This window comes from Nonomuraea fuscirosea (genome assembly GCF_035917475.1).
Classification (GTDB): domain Bacteria; phylum Actinomycetota; class Actinomycetes; order Streptosporangiales; family Streptosporangiaceae; genus Nonomuraea; species Nonomuraea fuscirosea.
In genome coordinates, this window is sequence record NZ_CP109074.1 from 11,098,324 (window position 1) to 11,117,499 (window position 19,176).

A 19,176-nucleotide genomic window follows, 5' to 3' on the forward strand; every position below is an offset into this window, starting at 1 on the left:
GGGCGTGATCCGCATACTGCTGGCCGACGACGAGGCCATGATCAGAGCGGGGGTCCGGGCGATCCTCCAGTCCGATCCCGAGCTGGACGTCGTGGCGGAGGCGGGAGACGGCAGGCAGGCGGTGGACCTGGCCATCAGCCACCACCCCGACGTGGCGCTGCTCGACATCCGCATGCCGAGGCTCGACGGGCTGGCCGCCGCGGCCGAGCTGCGCAGGGTCGCGCCGGGCACCGCGGTGGTGATGCTGACCACGTTCGGGGAGGACGACTACATCGCCAAGGCGCTCGACGTGGGGGCCAGCGGGTTCCTGCTCAAGTCGGGTGACCCGCGCGAGCTCATCGCCGGCATCCACGCGGTGGCCGACGGGGCGGCGTACCTGTCTCCGAAGGTCGCCCAGCGCGTCATCACCCAGCTCGCGGGCGGGAAGATGGCCAGGGGCGCGGCGGCCCGCGACCGCATCGCGGCGCTCACCGAACGCGAGCGCGAGGTGCTCGCCCTGCTCGGCGCAGGGATGTCCAACGCGGAGATCGCCCGCAGGCTGCACATCGTGGAGGGCACCGTGAAGGCGTACGTGAGCGCCATCTTGACCAGGCTCGACGTGCGCAACCGCGTACAGGCCGCGATCATCGCCCACGAGGCCGGCTTGATAGCCTGACGCGTGATGTATCGCCTCGTGTTCTCGCAGGTCTTGCGGCGTTTCGACGCCGAGGCCGTGCACCGTCTCACCGTGAGCGCCCTCGCGCTCCTCGCGCGGCTGCCGCTGCTCAAGCGGCTGCTGCACCGGGCGTTCGCGCCGCACGACCCGGCCCTGCGGGTGAGCGCGTTCGGCGTGCACTTCCCCGGGCCGCTCGGTCTGGCGGCCGGCTTCGACAAGGACGCCGCGTGCGCCGAGGGCATCGCCGCGCTCGGCTTCGGCCACGTCGAGGTCGGCACCATCACCGCGCACGGCCAGCCGGGCAACCCGCGCCCCCGCCTGTTCCGGCTGGTCCGCGAGCGGGCAGTGATCAACCGGATGGGCTTCAACAACGACGGCGCCCACGCCGCCGCGCGCAGGCTGCGCCGCCCTCGCGGCATCCCCGTGGTCGTCGGGGTGAACATCGGCAAGACCAAGGTCGTCCCCGAGTCCGAGGCCACCGCCGACTACGTGGCCAGCGCCAGGAAGCTCGCCCCGCTGGCCGACTACCTGGTGGTCAACGTCAGCTCGCCCAACACGCCGGGGCTGCGCAACCTGCAGGCGGTCTCGCTGCTGCGCCCGCTGCTCACGGCGGTCAAGCAGGTCGCCGACGCGACGCCGCGGCGTACCCCGCTGCTGGTCAAGATCGCGCCCGACCTGGCCGACGAGGACGTCGACGCGGTCGCCGAGCTGGCCCTGGAGCTGGGCCTCGACGGCATCATCGCGACCAACACCACGATCAGGCACGGCGGCGAGACCGGCGGCCTGTCGGGCCGCCCGCTCAAGGAGCGCTCGCTGGAGGTCCTGCGGCGCCTGCGCGCCAAGGTCGGCGACCGCCTGACGCTGGTGTCGGCGGGCGGGGTCGAGGACGTGGACGACGTCTGGGAACGCATCCTCGCCGGCGCGACCCTGGTCCAGGGCTACACGGGCTGGATCTACGGCGGCCCGCTGTGGGCCGCGCGCATCCACCGCCAGCTGCTGCGCCGGGTGCACCGGCACGGGCTCAAGTCCGTCACGGAGGCCGTCGGCCGCACGGCGTGACGACGTGTCGGCCTATCGTGGAGCGGTGATCGAAGAAGTCAAGCTCGCCGGCGACGTCGTGCTCCGCCCCGTCACCGAGCACGACGCGCGGCCCCTGCTGGACGCTTACCTGCGCAACCGCGAGCACCTGCGGCGCTGGGAGCCGCGCAGGCCGGAGGAGTTCTTCACCGAGCGGGGGCAGACCAGGCGGCTCACGAGCCTGCTGGAGCAGCAGGCCGCGGGTCAGGCGGTGGCGTGGGTGCTGGCCGAGGGCGAGAGCGTGGTGGGCCGCATGACGCTCAGCAACATCGTCAGGGGCCCGTGGCTAAGCGGCGACCTCGGCTACTGGACCGACGCCGGCCACACCGGCCGCGGCCTGGCCACCCTGGCCGTGCGCGAGGTGTGCCGCATGGCCGACCAGGAGGTGGGGCTGCACCGGGTGGCGGCGAGCACGCTGCTCGACAACGCCGCCTCCCAGAGCGTCCTGCGCAAGGCCGGCTTCGAGGCGTACGGCACCGCCCCGCGCTACCTGGAGATCGACGGCCGCTGGCAGGACCACCGGCTGTTCCAGCGCATACTCAACGACCGGCCGGCCTTCTGACGGTCCTGATCACAGGCTCGGCCGGGTCGACTCCGCGTCGTACGTCATGGCGTCGATCCTGGCCATCACCTCGGTGACGGGCACCCGGCCCGGACGGTGCCTCCGGCGGCGCTGCCACGGGTGCGGCCCAGCCGCGGGCCGGTATTCGACGCCGAGCGCGTCGAGCCGGGCGAGGTGCTCCGTCAGCCGCCCGTCGAAGTCGGGGGAGGCCGTGCCCGACCAGGCCACCTCGGCCAGCGCGCAGGCCCTGGGCCACAGGCGGTAGTCCACGGTACGGGCGTCGGGCACCCGCTCGGTCCAGAGCTGGGCCTGCACCCCCAGGACGCGGGCCCGCTCCTCCTCCGTCCAGTCCGCCGGGGCGGGCTCGAAGGCGGCCACGTCCTCGACCGTGGTCGCGTCCCCGATGGCCATCGGCTCGTCGGGCGAGGAGGATTCGGCGTAGTCGAAGTAGAGCGGGAAGACCGGCGTCGCCACCACGTCGTGTCCCGCGGCGGCGGCCCGGCGGCCCACGCCCATGCCGCGCCACGGCATCACCACGGTGTCCTGCCGCAGCCGCCCGCTGACGAACGCCTCGTCCCACACCACGGCGCGGGCGCCCCGCTCGGCCAGCGCGTCCGCCAGCCGGCGCAGGAACCATGCCTGCAGGTCGTTGACGCTCTCCAGCCCGAGCGAGTCGCGGTAGGCGCCGATCTCGGCCGACTCGGCCCAGTGGTCGAGCACGACCTCGTCGCCGCCGATGTGCACGAAGGGGGTCTCGCCCAGCGCCCCGATGATCTCGTCGAAGATCGTGGTCAGGAACTCCACGGTCGGCGGCAGCGGCGACAGGATGGCCGGGGAGATGCCCCAGCGGTCGAGCACGTCGTAGGGCTCACCGGTGACGCCGAATGCCGGGTAGGCGGCCAGGATCGCCGACGCGTGCCCGGGTACGTCGATCTCGGGGACGATCGTGACGTGCCGCGAGCGGGCGTACGCGCCCATCTCGGCCAGGTCGTCGAGCGTGTAGTAGCCGCCGTGCGGGAGGTCGTCGTAGCTCTCCGGCTCGCGGTGGAAGTTCGTCGCCGTCCGCGGCCGGTGCGAGGAGACCTCGTGCAGCAGCGGATAGGCCGGGCTCTCCACCCGCCACCCCTGGTCGTCCACCAGGTGCAGGTGCAGCCGGTTCAGCTTGTGCAGCGCCATCAGGTCGATCAGCCGCAGGATCTCCCGCTTGGGGAAGAAGTGCCGGGCCACGTCGAGGTGCAGCCCGCGCCAGGCGAAACGCGGCGCGTCCTCGATCCGCACCCCCGGGATGGGCCACGACGCGCCGGCCGAGAACCGGAAAGAGGCCGGGGGCAGCAGCTGGCGCAGCGACTGCGCCGCGTAGAACGCGCCCGCCGGGCCGCCCGCCACGATCTCCACGCCCCGCGACCCGGTCGTCAGCCGGTACGCCTCCTCGCCCAGCGCGGGATCGCGGCGCACGTCGATCTCACCGGAGTCGCCCGGGAGCGGGTCGAGCCCGGCCAGAGCCGTGCGTACGGGGTCGACCAGGTCGCCGGACACCGTCACGCCAGAGGTCAGCACAGAGGAGGCGGACAGATCACTGAACAACTGCGGGCGAGGAATCATGCTTCGAGATAGTGCTGCAATCCGTTGGCCAGCGCCAGGGCGATCCGCTGCCGGAACGCGGGGTCCTTGAACTTGGCCGCCTCGGCGGCGTTGCGCATGTTTCCGGTCTCGATGAAGATCTTCGGCACCGTGGACAGGTTGAGCCCGCCCAGGTCGTTGCGGTAGTCGAGCGCCTTGGTGCCGATGTAGGTGGAGTAGGGCAGGCCCGTGCCCTTGCGGTAGGCGTCGCGTACGGCGATGCCGAGCCTGCTGGACGCGCCCACGACCTTGTCCACCGGGCCCTTGATCTTCTTCGGCATGATGACGTGGAAGCCGTGGTTGGCCGGGCCCGAGCCATCGGCGTGCACGGAGATGGCGGCGTCGGCCCTGGCCTTGTTGCCGATGGCGGCCCGCTGCGTGATGCACGGCCCGACACTGTTGTTGTCGCCGCGGGTCAGCTTGACCGTGGCGCCCCGGCCCTTGAGGATTTTCACCATCCGCTTGGACACGTCCCAGGTGAAGGCGGCCTCGCTGTAGCCGTCGTTGGTGGCGGTGCCGGTCGTGTCGCAGGGCTTCCACTTGGTCAGCACGTTGACCTTGCGGTTGACCGCCGTGGGATTGCGGTAGTTGCCGCCGTTGTGGCCGGGGTCGATGACGATGACCTTGCCGTCGAGCGGCTTGGCCTCCGGCGGCGCGTCCTTCGCGGGCGCGGAGGAGGAGGAAGCCTGCCCCGCCGGCGTCGCGGGGGCGGCCTGACCTGCCGCGGCGTCACCGGAGCCGGTGCCGCCACACGCGGAGGCGATCAGGCCGCAGACGGCGAGGACTGTGGCTGGTAGAGCACGCATGCCGTCCAACTTACGGCAAACCAGGAGCTCAAGCCTGTCTTATGCCAAGCGTGGCGCAAGGCGGCACGCCGTCAGCCCTCACCGGACACGCCCCGTCAGAGGCGTCTCATCGGACACGCCGCCGTCAGAGGCGTGTCACCGGGCGCGCCTCACCAGACGCGCTCTCCGACCTCCTGCCGTTCGAGCAGGGCGGCCAGCTCCCGCGCGTCCTCGGCGTCGAGCCCGAGAACGACACGGGGGCGGCCCCACGGATGGTCCAGCGAGTGGGCGACGTAGCTGGCGACCGACTCGGCGCCGCCATCGGTGCCCCGTCCCCTGCCCGCTCGCCATTGCCCCCAAGCGCGCTCTAGCTCGGCCGCGGCGCGCTGGGCGCAGGACACCAGTTCCGGATCACGCATGACTGTTCCCCCCGGATCAGATCGTGACCGGACCGAATCCGGCCACAATTAGCATGACCCTGACGAGTAAACCGCCGTGCGGCCGCGTCTCCACACGGCTTGACCCAGGCTTGGCCCGCTCTTAAGCCGGGCCCGTGCTGCGCCGCACGATCAGCTCAGGGCGTACCTCCCTCAGTCGCGCGACCTTGCCCGGATCGCCGATCCGGTCGCTCAGCAGCGCGGCGGCCGAACGGCCCATGGCCCGGCGCGGCTGGTCGACCGAGGTGAGCGAGATGTGGTGGGAGGCCGACAGGTGCGTGTTGTCGTAGCCGACCACCGACAGGTCCTCGGGCACGCGCAGGCCCAGCTCGCTCGCGGCGGACAGCACGCCGAGAGCGACCACGTCGTTGGCGGCGAAGATCGCCGTGGGCCTGGGGTCGCGGGTCAGCAGCGCGACGGCCGCGTCCCTGCCGCCCTCCTCCGTCGAGTCGGCGGCCTCGACCATGATGTACGGCGCCAGCGAATGCCTGCGCATCGCCACGAGATAACCCTCGCAGCGTGACGAGCGCCGGCCCTCGATGTGCGCGATCCGCTTGTGGCCGTGTTCGACCAGGTGATCGATGGCCAACCGGGCGCCGAGCTGGTCGTCGTCGACCACGATGTCGACGCCGTCGAGCTCGATGTCACGTTCCCCTACGACGACCGTGGGGGTGTACGCGGTGGCCTCGATCAGCGTCTCGTTGGTCGGCGCGATGCCGAGCAGGACCAGCCCGTCGACCCTTAATTCGAGGAAGGCCTCCACGGCCTCGTCCTCGAACGCCGGGTCCCACTGGCTGTTCCCGATCAGCATGCGCAGGCCGTCGCCGTGCAGGCTCTCCTGCAGTCCGTCGAGGAACTCCGCGTAGAACGGGTTGTGCAGGTCGGCGACGAGCGCGCCCACCAGATGCGTACGACCTTCGACCAGGCTGCGCGCGACCGCGTTCGGCCGGTAGCCGAGCTCGCGGGCCGCCTGCAGCACGGCCTGGCGCCGGTGCTCGCTCACGTGCGGGGATCCGCGCAGCACGAGAGAGACCAGCGATTTCGAGACGCCGGCTCGTTCGGCGACGTTACGGATGGTCGGTCTGGGCCGAGGCAGTGTGTCTACCTCTCTGAGCTCGGCGATGGTTGAAGAGTTGACGGGCGGTCCTGACATGTGTCTCCCCCGCGATGCGGATATGGGCACCTGTCTCACCAAACGATCGAGTTAGCCGCAGGGTACGGCCTTCGTTACGGATTGGCGCAACCTTGCTCACCCCGAGGTCGGTGTTGACTGGGCGGTCGCGCGTCCGCTATTGGGCAGGCCGTCGGATACTGTGCAGGTGTGACACCCGGGAAGGCAGCCGAGACGGCTCGGCCGGCGCGGCGCAGGCTCAGCGTGGACCGGCGCAGGGAAGAGCTGATGGCGGCGGCGCTGGAGCTGTTCAGCACCCGCGACGCGGAAGACGTCTCGATCGACGACGTGGCCTCGGCGGCGGGAGCTTCGCGGGCGCTGGTCTACCACTACTTCGGCGGCAAGCAGGAGCTCTACGTGGCCGCGCTGCGGAGCGCGGCGGAGCAGCTGGAGTCCCGGCTGCGGCCCCACGGGGGCGGCAGGCCGCTCGACGAGCTGGCCTCCGGGCTCAGTCGCTACTTCGACTTCGTCGAGGAACACGCGGCGGGCTTCGCGGCGCTGCTGCGCGGCGGCCCGGCCAACAGGAGCGGCGAGGTCGGTGAGATCGTCGACGGCGTGCGCCGCCGGCTCTTCCGGTTGATCCAGAAGCAGATGGGCGTCGAGGATCCCAGCCCGGTGCTGCGCACGACCCTGCGGTCGTGGATCGCCTCCGTGGAGACGGCCGGCCTCGACTGGCTCGAGTATCGCGACATAGAGCGGCCGACACTCGAGAAGCTGCTCGTCGATCACATGATCGCGCTGCTCGGCGTCGCCGCCGCCCATGACGGTGACGTCGCCAGGCTGCTCGAGCGGCTGGCGTGACAGCCTCGGGTCGGCTGCCTCGCTGAAGGTGACGTGCCTGAGGCGTCGTTCCCGCGACGGCGTCCGCGGGTCTCGTTCCCGCGTGCCGTCACCGTTTTCGTCACCGTGTGTCGTCGTCGCGGCAGCGCGCGACGGCGGGACGGCGTGCCCCGGGGAGGTGGCGCCGGGCGGGCGGCGCCAACTTCCCGTGCGACGTCATGTCGTCACAGCGGTGGACCGGGCCGGTGCCGGCCTGGTCCACCCCTTCAAACCCCCCTGAGGTCCGTGACGACCCCTCCAGCTACTCGGAGCGCTGCTGCGGAATCCCCGCGAGCAGTGCTCGAACCTCGGTCTCCCGGTAACGCCGATGACCGCCGAGGGTACGAATCGACGTCAACTTGCCCGCCTTGGCCCACCGCGTAACGGTCTTGGGGTCGACCCTGAACATGGTCGCGACCTCAGCGGGCGTGAGCAGCGGCTCGGCCTCGGGTGTACGAGCTGACATTTGTGCGGCCTCTCCTCCGTGTGGACCGGCTTAGCGATCCTGTGACTGCCTTTGCGCGTGTCACGGATGTCCCCCTATGGCGCAGAGCGTGCGGCTTTTCCGAGCCATATGCGGCATCACCCGATGTGACCATACCGCCACGCAGAGCGATTGGCGAGCCCTTCTTTGACCCAACTGCCCGCCCCCGTGGCCATGTCACGCTCGGTGATTCTAGCGACACGTTTCGTGGTATCGCAGTGAAAACGGCAAACTACTCAGTTCGCAGAAGAGAGCAGCCGCGAGACGTGACCTACTCATGCAGGTCAGACGGCCGTATTGGGGTTCAGTTGGCAGATTCCAGTAGTTGCATTGACTTCCACCGGAGGATGACCCTCTGGTACATGGCGTAGGCAAGTTCTTCTTGACCCGTGTCCAGGCCCGTCAGGGCCGCGGAGAGCTCCGCGACGGACTGGTCCGCCTGCAGCGCGTCGTCGTCCATGAGGTGCACGAGCCCGCCGTAGTCGAGTTCGACCAGGCTGTGGGGGTGGAAGTCCTCCAGCCACCTGGCGATGTCCTCGACGTCGAAGTTGGAGGCCACGTCGCCCAGATGGCGGCGCAGGACGTTGAGCGCGCGCGCCGCCCGCCTCCTGGCCTGCGCCATGGAGGTGACGTAGATCAAGTTACGCCCCGTAGTGGTGGTCACGTCCTGCCCCGGATTGGCCGAGCCGAGCACCAGCCAGCGCTCGTTCCCATCAAACGGCACGAACCACGACGGCGGCACATGCCACGCCGTGGTGCGGATGTGGGTGCGCAGCGCCGACGATCCGGCCCTCCGCTTGTAGCGGTCGAAGTCGTCGGCCGTCTGCTCGGCGATCGGCTTGGGCACGAGGTGGTCCATCAGTTTCACGGGCGTGGTGCCACGAAGCCGTGAGAACGCCAGCCACGAGCGCAGCCGGGTCTGCCAGGGACACACATAGAGCCGGTCCTCGACACGCCGGAGATAGGCGTTGGGGCTCTCCTGGGCGGGAACGGGTTGAGGGGGCATGCCGAGCAGGCGCGTGACGGACTCGCCGTGCTCCGCATTGAGCGCGTTCGCGCGGCGCGGGCGGTCCCGTGAGTCGGCGTAGTCGGCCCACACCTTGCGCTCGGACTCGGCGAACGCGGTCAGTGGCTCATAGACACGGAGGTAGGCGGCATAGGGCAGCACGGAGGCATCGTGTCACGAAGCGATCCTGCGCGCACCGTCGAGGCTTACTACTCTGTGAGGTGATCTCCGCCGCGAAGGTGCGGTGGACCGGACAGGGAGTCACTACCGTGACCGACGTCTTCGGAGCGTCCCACAAGGACGTCCATGAGCAGGTCGTGTTCTGCGCCGACGAGCAGAGCGGCCTGCGTGCCATCATCGCCATCCACAACACGGCGCTGGGGCCGGCACTGGGAGGCACCAGGTTCTATCCGTACGAGAGCGAGCAGGCGGCCCTGGCCGACGTGCTCAACCTCGCCAAGGGCATGGCGTACAAGAACGCGCTGGCGGGCCTCGATCTGGGCGGCGGCAAGGCCGTCATCATCGGCGACCCGGCGCGCGACAAGAGCGAGGCGCTGCTGCGCGCCTACGGCAGGTTCGTCCAGTCGCTCGGCGGGCGCTACATCACCGCCTGCGACGTGGGCACCTACAGCGAGGACATGGACATCGTCGCGCGCGAGACGCGCTTCGCCACCGGCCGCACCCTGGCCCACGGCGGGGCCGGCGACTCCTCGATCCTCACCGCCTTCGGCGTGTTCCAGGGCATGCGGGCCTCGGCCGAGCGGGTCTTCGGCACGCCGTCGCTGCACGGCAGGCGGGTCGGCGTGGAGGGGGTCGGCAAGGTGGGCCACCGCCTGGTCGGGCTGCTCCGCGAGGACGGCGCCGACGTCGTGGTCTGCGACGTCGACCCGAGAGCGGTCGAACGGGTGCGCCAGCGTCATCCCGAGGTCGAGGTGGTCGCCGACGCGCGTGCGCTGACGACGGCCGACATCGACGTCTTCGCGCCCTGCGCGCTGGGCGGCGCGCTCGACGACGACTCGGTGGCCGCGCTCAAGGCGAAGATCGTCTGTGGTGCGGCCAACAACCAGCTCGCCCATCCGGGCGTCGAGAAACAACTCGCCGAACGCGGCATCCTGTACGCGCCCGACTACGTCGTCAATTCCGGCGGTGTGATTCAGGTCGCTGACGAGATCGACGGTTTCGACATGGAACGAGCCAGGTCGAAGGCGACCCAGATCTACGACACGACTCTGAAGATCTACGGAATCGCCGCCGAGGAGGGCGTTCCGCCGGCGGTGGCAGCAGATAGGCTGGCCGAGCGCAGAATGTCGGAAGTCGGGCGGATTAGGGGCATTTGGCTGGGCCGCTGACGCCCCACGTCCATACGACGTACCGAGCTGGGCACAAAACAGGTACGGTAATAGGCGAACGATAGGCTGACGCCCAAAGTCAGGCGGCGTCAGTGTGTGGTGCGTTAGCGACGAGGGGTCGGGGACGACCCCACACGAGGGGGTCGAGCCAATGGGGCGCGGCCGAGCAAAGGCCAAGCAGGTCAAGGTTGCTCGCCAGCTGAAGTACAACAGCGGTGGCACGGATCTTGACCGTCTTCGCGACGAACTCGGGGTCGGCGACCCCGGCAGCAATGACGACGCCGACGACCGCGATGATGAGCTGGCGGATCGCTATGCCGATTACGCCGATGACTATGGCGCCGGAGAAGACGACGACGGCCGTTCTCCGGGTTGATGTGGCCGAGGGCCCGGCGTCTCACCGCGCCGGCTCCTCGTACACGTTCGTCGGGCCCCACGGGCAACCGTGGGGCTTTCGTTGCGTTCCTTGACAGCCCTTAACTGCACGGCTTTCCACGGGGGGCGCTTCGCGCGTCGGGGTTCCAGGCAGCGTCTCCCAAGGAGGCTTCGCCCCCTTTCGAACCCCGCTCGCTACCGCTCGCCCAGCGCCCACTCGTGGGCCGGTTCCTATGCCCATCTGAAGATCCACGTCCGGCCCTGGTTGCAAGGGGGGCAGCGGGATCCTGCTGGGAGCTGTCGCTCGGATTGGGGCTTCGGGAGTCCCCCACACCGGTGACTCTTCGGGAGAGTCACGCGGAATCGTGTCGTTGCGGCACGGTTGGGGGAGATCAGCGCGGCTGTCCGCTGCTGACGGTGACGCTGCTGTCACTATGACGTAAGGGGCTCCTCTAATCTTCCCGTGATTACTTAGCGCTTGCAAAGCGCGACTAAAAGTAATCGCGCGCAGTGAAATGGGGTCACCGTGCACCGCATCCTGACCAAGCTCCTCGCCGTCCTCACCGTCATGGCGACGTTCAGCGTCGCCGCCCCGGCGCCCGCCCAGGCGGCGGGCCCCGCCTACTTCGTGATGACCGACATCACCCGCGAACAATTCGTCGTCCAGCTCACCGACCCGGTCAAGATCCAGCACGCCCGCGACCTACTCAGCGGCACCACCACGGACAGGCCGCATGTCTACGGGCGCATCCTCAAGAGAACCGCTCCCTACAACCCGCGCTGGAGCTACAACCTGAACCCCGACACAGTCGACTTCTTCGACGTCGCCATCGAGGTCTGCGACGCCACCATCCCCTACGTCGAAGATCACCTGGACGAGGCCGGCGGAGCGTTCCTGCCCGGCCTCGTCTGGTGCCCCTGGACTTCCAGGCTCGTGCGCGAACTCCCGAGCCCGTAGCCGCCTGACGCCAACCTGCGTCGCGGGCCCCGGACAACCAGCTCCGGGGGCCGGACCCATGTGCCGGGACGGCCCCACGAGCACGGGCCATGCGGGAGCGTCAACTTAACGGCTGATCTTGGTTGTTGAAGTGTTCAGAGGTTGGCTGGGGTGAGGCGGCCTTCGAAGGCGATCTGGAAGGCGTTCAACGGCGAGCCCCCAGCCGCACACCGTGCGCCGCCGCGTCTGCGCGATCAACCCCACCACCAAAGCGGCGAACGAGCGGTGACCTGGCGCGGTCAAACAGGACCGGAAGTCCGCCGGCAGCGCGGCCAGCGACGGTAACGTGCCATCAGGGAGCATCGGCGGATTCACCTTCTACCAGGGTGTTTCAGTCACCGCCGATGCTCCTCCCGCCTCTCCACCTCCGCCCCGCAGACCAGCGAGAGTACGCGGAAACATCCCCTTCGCCATCGGCACGCGATCAAAAAAACTGCGAAACACGAGGCTGCCAGTGATTCGAGTTTTGAGGAGCCCTTCAGGATGGGGCCTCATGTTCCGCAGGGCAGGGTCACGTTGAGGATGGTCGGCCCGCTGGGCGGGCTGCTCAGTGTGAACGACCCGTCATGCGCCTCGATCCGCCGGCGGACACCGACGATCCCGGAGCCGTCCTCGTTCGCCCCGCCTCGGCCGTCGTCCACGACCTGGACGTGCAGATTGCCGTCCCGGCGGCGCACGTTGACGACGGCATGCCGGGCCTGGCTGTGCTTGGCGATGTTGGTCAGCGCCTCGGCCACCACGAAGTAGGCAGTCGCCTCGACGGACGCGGCGGCCCTGACCGGGATGTCGGCGTCGATCCTGCAGGGCACTGGGCAGGCCGCGGCCAGGCCCGTGAGCGCTTCGGCGAGGCTGCGGTCGGTCAGCACGGGCGGCAGGATCGTGCGTACGACGCCCCGGAGCTCACCGAGTGCCTGCTCGGCGGCGGTCTGCGCCCGTTCCAGCGGAGCCTTGGCGGAGGCGGGATCGCGTTCCAGGGCCCGGAGCGCCGCCCCGACCAGCACGTTGACTGCGACGAGGCGGTTCTGCGTCCCGTCGTGCAGCGACCGCTCGATCCGTCGTAGTTCGGCGGCGTGTGCGTCGAGGGCGGCGGCGCGGGTCGCGGTGAGCTGCGCCACCCGGAGGGTCAGATCGACGTCGGGCCCTGGCCGCAGCAGCCGGCGGCCTGTCCAGGCCTGCAGCTGGGCCATGCGAGGCGCGAAGATCATGGTGAGGGCGATCTCGATCGGGGCCAGCCCGGCGACGGCGAGAGCGCTGGGCGCGTCATTCACGGCCCACAAGCCGTAGGTGGCGTCGGAGGCCTCGCCTGGCGGCAACAGCCACCACCACAACGAGAAGGTGGCGTCCTGCACGGCGTGGATGGGGAGAGTAAGGGCGAGCACGCCGAGGAACAGCCCTCCGGAGGCGTGCGTGACGACCCAGGCCAGCTCGCGGCGCACAGCCGGGTCGGCGAGGGCAGCGCGCAGCCCGGCCGGCGGTGGGAGCGGAGCGATGATCTCCTCAGTTCCCCAGCGGGAGAGCCGGGCCCGTTCCCGGTTGGCGACCGCGCGCAGCCCGCGCAGCGCGGCCGGCACCAGGAACAGCCCGACGCCGACCAGGCAGATCAGGGCGGTGAGGACCAAGGACAGCAGCGCCACCAGCGCCAGGACGCCCGTGCCCATGCCGCTGACGAGGTGTTCGAGCGCGTCGAGGGTGAGTCGGCCACGGGCGAGCAGGTCCCACCGTGCCGGCCATCGCCGAAGGATCTGGCCATTACCGGCCGCCATCCGTACCTCCTCGGCCGCTTACAGGCCGTTATGGATCATCACCGGAGGTACAGCAGGCTATACCGAACTTGTCGGTTCGTCAGGATTATTGTCAAAAGGTGGATTTACTCGCGAATCCCGATGTCCTCGGCTGGTAGATAGCTGCGTTGGCTTGGCGGTCACCGTCGCGGTTGAGGCGGTGGCGGGTGGTCTTGCCGGAGAAGGCGGGGATCGGCGCGACGCCGCAGAGCATGGCGAAGGCGGCCTCGCTGTGGATGCGGTCGTAGTTCTCGCCGGCGGTGACCAGGAGTTGCCCGGCGGTGTCCGGGCCGACGCCGTGGACGGCGGTCAGGCGCAGTTTCGTGCTCGTCAGGCCGCGCAGGCGCCGGCGGAGCGCGTCGGGGGCGGTGACGATCAGGGCTTTGATCTGGCGTTGGGTGTCGGCGCGCTGGTCGATCGCGCTGCGCCGGGCGATGCGCAGGTTGCGCAGCGCTTCGATGCGGCCGTCGCGTTGCTTGGGGGGTGCCGGTGCGGTCGCCGGCAAGAGCGGCCTTGGCGGCGGCGATGGCGTCGATCGGGTCGGACTTGCCCTGGAAGCGACGGGTTTTGCGATCGGGCTCACAGGTGCCGCGTCCGGTGAGTGCACATGAGCGCTTCCCTGCCAGGGCGGACAGATCCCGTTGAGGACCTCGAGGTCAGTCAGTCGCTGGGTCAGGCCCTGGCGGGAAGCGCTCACCTCCATCATCACTGTCAGTCGCACAGGGCGGTGTCGAGGGCCTTCTCCACGTTCTTGGCCGCCTTGATGGAGCGGGGCCCGCCGGTGACGGCGACGGCGGCCGCCCTGCCGTCCTTGGTTACGGCGTTGCGCGTGGTGTAGCCGGGGGCATCACCGCCGTGGGTCCAGGCGAAGCCGCCACAGCTCAGCTTGAACGTGCCCAGCCCCAGGCCGTAGCGCGCGCTGCCGGTGATGTCGAAGGTGGGCGCGGCGACCGTCTTCTTCATCTCCGCGAGCTGCTCGGGCTCGAGCAGGGCGCCGTTGACCAGCGCGACCATGAAGCGGTTGAGGTCACCGGGGGTGCCGATCAGCTCCCCTGCCGCCCAGCCCGAGGAGGGATCGAAAGTGGTGACGTCGGTCCAGGGCTGCTTGGGGCTGGTCGCCAGGTAGCCGTGCGGGTGCGGGCCCTGGATGCCCTGGTCGCGGGCGTCCGGCCAGTACGTGTCGTGCAGGCCGAGGGGCGTAATGATCCGCGAGGTGATCTGGTCGCCGATCGAGCGGCCGGTGACCTTCTCCACGATCAGCCCGGCCAGCACGTAGTTGGTGTTGCTGTAGCTCCAGCCCTTGCCCGGCTTGAACAGCGCCTTCTTCTTCAGCGCGTAGCCCACCAGCTGCTGCGGCTTCCAGTACGTGTGCAGCGACTTCGGGAAGTCCTGGAAGACCACCTCGTCGTAGTCGGGCAGTCCGCTGGTGTGCTGCAGGATCTGCCGGACGGTGATCTTGCGGCCGTCGCCGCCCTTGCCGCGGACCAGTCCCGGCAGATACTTCTCGATCGGCATGTCCAGTTTGATCTTGCCCTCGCCGGCGAGCTGCAGCATCACGGTGGCGGTGAACATCTTGGTGTTGCTGGCGATGCGTACGCGGCCGTCCTGTGGGACCTCACTCTTGGTCTTCAGGTCTCCCACACCCGCGGTGTAGAACTGCTCCTGCCCGTACTCGTCCCGCACCGTGGCCAGCGCGGCCGGGAACTTGTCCTTCTTGACGAGGCCGTCCAGCGCCTTCTGTAGCGGCCTGACGGTCCCGGCCTGGGCGGGTGCCGAGACGGCTGGTGCGGTCAGGGTGAAGGCGAGGGCGCCGAGGGCGAGCAGGGCGGTCCGGCGGGGCTTGTTCATCAGGATTCCTCAGGAGGGGTGGCGGTCATTCGCTGACCCCCAAAGCATGTCGCCGGGGTGATCACCTCCTCGATCCCGAGGGCTGGAGTCTGTCGGTACAGCTAGCGCTACCGATCAAGACAGCTGGCAGGTAGTGATGGGTGAACGGGTTGGCCGGACATTCACCCACGGCGTAGGCGCAGTCGGGGTACTTCCACCGGCAGACTGCCATGGCGGTGGCCTCCGTACCGGGTTCTGGCACTTCGTGCCGGACCAGCTGCCGGTGAACCACACTGATCCGTTGCCCTTCGCCCTGCGGTGGTCGGCGTCGGTCCACGCGACCGAGCCCACCGTGTAATCGGGGCCCGGGCGGGTTCGGCGAGCGCAAGCGAACGTGCTTTTCGGGGGGTTTCGAAAGGGGGGCGGAGCCTCCCTTGGGAGGCGCTGCCTGAAATCCCGTGCGTGCAGCGCCCCCTATGGAAGACCTTGCAGTCAAGCGTCCCCATGGGGGGCTTGCAGTCAGCGGTAGCGGGCCTGGCCGGTGCCGGGCACGATCTCGCCCAGCACCCAGGCGTCCAGCCCGCGCCCGGCCAGCAGCCTGATCGCCGCGTCGGCGACGTCGGGGGCCACGACGGCCGCCATGCCGATCCCGAGGTTGAACGTGCGGTCCATGTCCCGCTGGGCGATCTTCCCGTGCCCGGCCAGCACCCCGAAGACCGCGGGCGGCGTCCAGGACGACCGGTCGAGCAGCGCGTCGAGGCCGGCCGGCAGCGACCTGGACAGGTTGTTCTCGATCCCGCCGCCGGTGATGTGCGCGTAGGCGTGCACGTCGACCGCGCGGGCCAGCTCCAGGCAGTCGAGCGAGTAGATCCGCGTCGGCTCCAGCAGCTCCTCTCCCAGCGGCCGGTCCAGCTCGGGCAGCACGGTGTCGAGCGAGAGCGAAGCCTCGCGCAGCACGTGACGCACCAGCGAGTAGCCGTTGGAGTGGACGCCCGACGAGGCCAGCGCCAGCACCACGTCACCGGCCGCCACGCGGTCGGGGCCGAGCATGGCCGCCGCCTCCACGACGCCGGTGCCCGCGCCCGCCAGGTCGTACTCGTCCGGGCCCATCGCCCCCGGGTGCTCGGCCGTCTCGCCGCCCACCAGCGCGGCCCCGGCCAGCCGGCAGCCCTCGGCCACGCCGCCGACGATCTCGGCGACGCGCTCGGGCACCAGCTTGCCGCAGGCGATGTAGTCGGTCATGAACAGCGGCTCGGCCCCGCAGACCACCAGGTCGTCGAGGACCATGCCGACCAGGTCGATGCCGATCGTGTCGTGCTTGCCGTACCGCTGAGCGATCATGACCTTGGTGCCGACGCCGTCGGTCGAGCTGGCCAGCAGCGGACGCCGGTAGCGCAGCAGCGCGGAGGCGTCGAAGAGCCCGGCGAAGCCGCTGGCGTCGTCGACCACCTCCGGCCGCCGCGAGCGCGCCACCTTGTCCTTCATCAGGGCCACGGCCCGCTCGCCCGCCTCGATGTCGACCCCGGCGGCCTCGTAGGTGCTCACGCCTTGCTCTCCAACACGAACTTGCCCACGTTGTCCTGGTCGATCGGGATCGGGTAGGTGCCGTCGAAGCAGGCCCTGCACAGGCGCTCGGACGGGATGGTGGTGGCCTTGGTCAGGCCCTCCAGGGAGATGTAGCCGAGCGAGTCGGCCCCCAGCGAGGCCCTGATCTCCTCGACCGACAGCGAGCCCGCGATCAGCTCCGCCCTGGTGGCGAAGTCGATGCCGTAGAAGCACGGCCACTGCACGGGCGGGGAGGAGATGCGTACGTGCACCTCACGCGCTCCCGCCTCGCGCAGCATCTTGACGATGGCCCGCTGGGTGTTGCCGCGCACGATCGAGTCGTCCACGACCACCAGCCGCTTGCCCTCGACGACCTCGCGCAGCGGGTTGAGCTTGAGCCGGATGCCGAGCTGGCGGATGGTCTGCGACGGCTGGATGAACGTGCGGCCCACGTAGGAGTTCTTCACCAGGCCCTGGCCGTAGGGGATGCCGCTCTCCTCGGCGTAGCCCACGGCGGCGGGCGTGCCGGACTCGGGCGTCGGGATGACCAGGTCGGCCTCGACCGGGTGCTCGCGGGCCAGCACGCGGCCCACCTCGACCCGGGTGACCTGCACGCCGCGCCCGGCGATGGTGGTGTCGGGGCGGGCGAGGTAGACGTACTCGAACAGGCAGCCCTTGGGCTCGGCCAGCGCGAAGCGGCGCGACCTGACGCCGCGCTCGTCGATGGTGAGCATCTCGCCCGGCTCGACCTCGCGGACGAACGTGGCGCCGACGATGTCGAGCGCCGCCGTCTCGGAGGCCACCACCCAGCCGCGCTCCAGGCGGCCGAGGACCAGCGGGCGGATGCCCTGCGGGTCGCGGGCGGCGTAAAGGGTCTTCTCGTCCATGAAGACCAGCGTGTACGCGCCCTTGACCTGCGGGAGCAGCTCGGCGGCCGCGTCTTCGACGGAACGGGTGCGGTCCTGCGCGAGCAGCGTGGTCAGGACCTCGGTGTCGGTGGTCGCGCGGATGGAGCCGGGCTCAAGCCGCTGGGCCAGCTCCGGGGTGTTGATCAGGTTGCCGTTGTGGGCCAGCGCGAGCCCGCCCACGTCGGTCGAGCTCAGCGTGGGCTGCGCGTTCTCCCACACGCTGGATCCGGTGGTGGAGTAGCGGCAGTGACCGATCGCCAGGTGGCCGCGCAGGGTGCTGAGCACCGACTCGTCGAAGACCTGGGCCACCAGGCCCATGTCCTTGTAGACGAGAATGCGGCTGCCCTCGCTGGCCGCGATGCCCGCGGACTCCTGCCCGCGGTGCTGCAACGCGTACAGCCCGTAGTAGGTGAGTTTGGAAACTTCCTCGCCCGGAGCCCAGACGCCGAAGACGCCACAGGCGTCTTTAGGTGCGCGGTCGTGGGGGTCCAGGTCATGGCCGAGCCGGCCGTCGCCCTTCAGCACATGCCTCAGTCTAGGTCGGCGGCTTCCGTGCTCGCACACCCGGGGCCGATATCGGGGCCCCCGGGCCGCCTCCGACCTGGAACTTTGGCACATGGTGGCCCAAGGTTGGGCACGGTATTACCGTGTCGCGCGGTTTAGCGGACCGCTTCCGCGAAAGGGTGAAGTATCCGGCATGCTGACCCGGCGGGAGACGCAGACGTGAGCACACCTGGGGACCCGAACGAGCCCCGCCAGGGGCAGGACCCGCGCGAAGGCCGCCACGACGAGGGCGAGCCCGCGTGGTGGAACGAGGGCATGCCGCCGCAGGAGCCGTCCAGGGGCGGTGAGCGGAGCGAGGGCAGGCCGCCGGAGGAGCCGTCCCGTGGTGACGAGCCGTCCAGGGGCGGCGAGCCGGCGCAGGGGGAGGAGCCGCGGCCGGGCGGCGAGCCGATCGCGCCCAGGCCGCCGGTGGCGCCGCGGCCGGACACGCCGCGGCCGGACGCGCCGGAGCCCGACACGCCGCCGGTGCACGAGCCCCGGCCGGGCGACGGGCCGTCCCATCCCGATCTGCCCACCTCGCCGGAGACCCCGCCGCCCGCCGCGGGCGCGGACGCCGAGTCGACCCAGGTGTTCCCGGTGCCCGGCGCGACCCCGTCGTATCCGGGCTGGAGCGGCACGCCGCACGAGGAGGAGCCGCCGCCCAGGCAGGCGCCCTCACGCTACGAGCAGAGTCCATCTCAGGGCCCATCCCAGGGCCCATCCCAGGGCCCGCCTCAGGGCCCGTCGTACGGCGGGCAGGAGGCCCCGCCGGCGTACCAGGGCGGGACGGCACGGGAGCAGGACCAGGCCGTGCCGGGCACGATGCCCTCCAGCCCGTACGGCGGCCCGCCCGGCTACCCCCCGCCCCCCGGATCCCCCTACGGCGCCCAGCCGTCCCCGTACGGCGGATACCAGCAGCCGGCCCCCGGCAGCGGCCTGGCCACCGCCTCGCTCGTCCTGGGAGTGGCCAGCCCGTTCCTGGTCTTCGTCTGCTTCACCGGCCTCATCACGGCCATCCTGTCGATCGCCTTCGGCTGCGTGGCCCTGGTCAGGCACGTCGGCAGGGGCCGCGCCATCGCCGGCATCGTGATCAGCGTCCTGTCGCTGATCCTGTTCGCGATCGTGGCCATCTGGTTCTGGAACGTGGTGCAGGAGTGCGCCCACCTGCCGGGCCAGCTCGCCGACCGCTGCTTCGAGTCGAAGTTCCCCTGGATGAACGGCAGCCGCTAGAGCGG

At 70.2% G+C, this 19,176-nt stretch carries 19 protein-coding genes; 8 read left to right on the top strand and 11 right to left on the bottom strand.

What is annotated here, in order from left to right; genetic code table 11:
* The first annotated feature begins 4 nt into the window (after positions 1-4).
* The 3 genes from OIE67_RS51275 to OIE67_RS51285 are packed head-to-tail and all read left to right on the top strand — an operon-like array spanning position 5 to position 2,294.
* Positions 5-655: a response regulator transcription factor gene (locus OIE67_RS51275; protein WP_326634363.1), complete on the top strand. Its 651-nt coding sequence runs from the start codon at positions 5-7 to the stop codon at positions 653-655.
* Positions 656-661: 6 nt separating this feature from the next.
* Positions 662-1,714: a quinone-dependent dihydroorotate dehydrogenase gene (locus OIE67_RS51280; protein WP_326634365.1), complete on the top strand. Its 1,053-nt coding sequence runs from the start codon at positions 662-664 to the stop codon at positions 1,712-1,714.
* A gap of 25 nt (positions 1,715-1,739) precedes the next feature.
* Positions 1,740-2,294, top strand: a complete 555-nt coding sequence (locus OIE67_RS51285; protein WP_326634367.1) for a GNAT family N-acetyltransferase — start codon at positions 1,740-1,742, stop codon at positions 2,292-2,294.
* 9 nt (positions 2,295-2,303) lie between these two features.
* Here OIE67_RS51285 and OIE67_RS51290 read toward each other — a convergent pair whose 3' ends face one another.
* The 4 genes from OIE67_RS51290 to OIE67_RS51305 form a co-directional block, all read right to left on the bottom strand.
* A complete protein-coding gene (locus OIE67_RS51290) occupies positions 2,304-3,896 on the bottom strand; it encodes a beta-N-acetylhexosaminidase (RefSeq protein ID WP_326634369.1) in 1,593 nt (530 codons plus the stop codon).
* Positions 3,893-4,720, bottom strand: coding sequence for an N-acetylmuramoyl-L-alanine amidase (locus OIE67_RS51295; RefSeq protein ID WP_326634371.1), 828 nt, complete (start codon positions 4,718-4,720; stop codon positions 3,893-3,895). Before OIE67_RS51295 ends, OIE67_RS51290 begins: the two co-directional genes overlap by 4 nt.
* Positions 4,721-4,869: 149 nt before the next feature.
* Positions 4,870-5,118 carry a hypothetical protein gene (locus tag OIE67_RS51300; RefSeq protein ID WP_106241771.1) on the bottom strand — a complete coding sequence of 83 codons (249 nt, stop codon included), beginning with the start codon at positions 5,116-5,118 and terminating at the stop codon, positions 4,870-4,872.
* 121 nt (positions 5,119-5,239) lie between these two features.
* Complete coding sequence (locus tag OIE67_RS51305) at positions 5,240-6,289, bottom strand: LacI family DNA-binding transcriptional regulator (RefSeq protein ID WP_407674810.1); 1,050 nt, start codon at positions 6,287-6,289, stop codon at positions 5,240-5,242.
* A gap of 168 nt (positions 6,290-6,457) precedes the next feature.
* Between OIE67_RS51305 and OIE67_RS51310 the strand changes: the two genes are divergently transcribed.
* Complete coding sequence (locus OIE67_RS51310) at positions 6,458-7,108, top strand: TetR/AcrR family transcriptional regulator (protein WP_245955933.1); 651 nt, start codon at positions 6,458-6,460, stop codon at positions 7,106-7,108.
* 280 nt (positions 7,109-7,388) lie between these two features.
* Here the strand turns inward: OIE67_RS51310 and bldC are convergent, their stop codons facing one another.
* Together bldC and OIE67_RS51320 are read right to left on the bottom strand one after the other, a co-directional pair.
* Positions 7,389-7,592 carry a developmental transcriptional regulator BldC gene (gene bldC, locus OIE67_RS51315; RefSeq protein ID WP_013133571.1) on the bottom strand — a complete coding sequence of 68 codons (204 nt, stop codon included), beginning with the start codon at positions 7,590-7,592 and terminating at the stop codon, positions 7,389-7,391.
* A 322-nt stretch (positions 7,593-7,914) separates the two neighbouring features.
* On the bottom strand, positions 7,915-8,778 hold the full coding sequence (locus OIE67_RS51320) for a hypothetical protein (RefSeq protein WP_106241777.1): 864 nt from the start codon (positions 8,776-8,778) through the stop codon (positions 7,915-7,917).
* 107 nt (positions 8,779-8,885) lie between these two features.
* On the opposite strand from OIE67_RS51320, the gene OIE67_RS51325 reads away from it, so the two are divergent.
* The 3 genes from OIE67_RS51325 (at position 8,886) to OIE67_RS51335 (ending at position 11,298) form a co-directional block, all read left to right on the top strand.
* Positions 8,886-9,965: a Glu/Leu/Phe/Val family dehydrogenase gene (locus OIE67_RS51325; RefSeq protein WP_326634429.1), complete on the top strand. Its 1,080-nt coding sequence runs from the start codon at positions 8,886-8,888 to the stop codon at positions 9,963-9,965.
* 151 nt (positions 9,966-10,116) lie between these two features.
* Positions 10,117-10,341: a DUF3073 domain-containing protein gene (locus OIE67_RS51330; protein WP_326634432.1), complete on the top strand. Its 225-nt coding sequence runs from the start codon at positions 10,117-10,119 to the stop codon at positions 10,339-10,341.
* Positions 10,342-10,866: 525 nt separating this feature from the next.
* Positions 10,867-11,298 carry a BP74-related protein gene (locus tag OIE67_RS51335; RefSeq protein WP_326634434.1) on the top strand — a complete coding sequence of 144 codons (432 nt, stop codon included), beginning with the start codon at positions 10,867-10,869 and terminating at the stop codon, positions 11,296-11,298.
* A gap of 530 nt (positions 11,299-11,828) precedes the next feature.
* Here OIE67_RS51335 and OIE67_RS51340 read toward each other — a convergent pair.
* From OIE67_RS51340 to purF, 5 genes are all read right to left on the bottom strand, one after another.
* Positions 11,829-13,100: a sensor histidine kinase gene (locus OIE67_RS51340; RefSeq protein WP_326634436.1), complete on the bottom strand. Its 1,272-nt coding sequence runs from the start codon at positions 13,098-13,100 to the stop codon at positions 11,829-11,831.
* Between the two features lie 91 nt (positions 13,101-13,191).
* The gene (locus OIE67_RS51345) at positions 13,192-13,623 is read right to left on the bottom strand and encodes a transposase (protein WP_407674811.1); all 432 of its coding nucleotides are present in this window, start codon (positions 13,621-13,623) and stop codon (positions 13,192-13,194) included.
* 206 nt (positions 13,624-13,829) lie between these two features.
* Positions 13,830-14,966, bottom strand: coding sequence for a serine hydrolase domain-containing protein (locus OIE67_RS51350; RefSeq protein ID WP_326634438.1), 1,137 nt, complete (start codon positions 14,964-14,966; stop codon positions 13,830-13,832).
* A 498-nt stretch (positions 14,967-15,464) separates the two neighbouring features.
* A complete protein-coding gene (gene purM, locus OIE67_RS51355) occupies positions 15,465-16,490 on the bottom strand; it encodes a phosphoribosylformylglycinamidine cyclo-ligase (RefSeq protein WP_106241779.1) in 1,026 nt (341 codons plus the stop codon).
* Positions 16,487-17,923: an amidophosphoribosyltransferase gene (gene purF / locus OIE67_RS51360; RefSeq protein WP_106241782.1), complete on the bottom strand. Its 1,437-nt coding sequence runs from the start codon at positions 17,921-17,923 to the stop codon at positions 16,487-16,489. The genes purM and purF overlap by 4 nt, the downstream gene beginning before the upstream one ends.
* Before the next feature lie 198 nt (positions 17,924-18,121).
* On the opposite strand from purF, the gene OIE67_RS51365 reads away from it, so the two are divergent.
* A complete protein-coding gene (locus OIE67_RS51365; RefSeq protein ID WP_326634441.1) occupies positions 18,122-19,171 on the top strand; it encodes a hypothetical protein in 1,050 nt (349 codons plus the stop codon).
* Positions 19,172-19,176 lie beyond the last annotated feature (5 nt).

Coding starts and splice junctions, on each gene's coding strand:
- OIE67_RS51280 (WP_326634365.1), top strand. CDS start 662: ATGTATCGCCTCGTGTTCTCGCAGGTCTTGCGGCGTTTCGACGCCGAG.
- OIE67_RS51290 (WP_326634369.1), bottom strand. CDS start 3,896: ATGATTCCTCGCCCGCAGTTGTTCAGTGATCTGTCCGCCTCCTCTGTG.
- OIE67_RS51295 (WP_326634371.1), bottom strand. CDS start 4,720: ATGCGTGCTCTACCAGCCACAGTCCTCGCCGTCTGCGGCCTGATCGCC.
- OIE67_RS51300 (WP_106241771.1), bottom strand. CDS start 5,118: ATGCGTGATCCGGAACTGGTGTCCTGCGCCCAGCGCGCCGCGGCCGAG.
- OIE67_RS51305 (WP_407674810.1), bottom strand. CDS start 6,289: ATGTCAGGACCGCCCGTCAACTCTTCAACCATCGCCGAGCTCAGAGAG.
- bldC (WP_013133571.1), bottom strand. CDS start 7,592: ATGTCAGCTCGTACACCCGAGGCCGAGCCGCTGCTCACGCCCGCTGAG.
- OIE67_RS51330 (WP_326634432.1), top strand. CDS start 10,117: ATGGGGCGCGGCCGAGCAAAGGCCAAGCAGGTCAAGGTTGCTCGCCAG.
- OIE67_RS51340 (WP_326634436.1), bottom strand. CDS start 13,100: ATGGCGGCCGGTAATGGCCAGATCCTTCGGCGATGGCCGGCACGGTGG.
- OIE67_RS51350 (WP_326634438.1), bottom strand. CDS start 14,966: ATGAACAAGCCCCGCCGGACCGCCCTGCTCGCCCTCGGCGCCCTCGCC.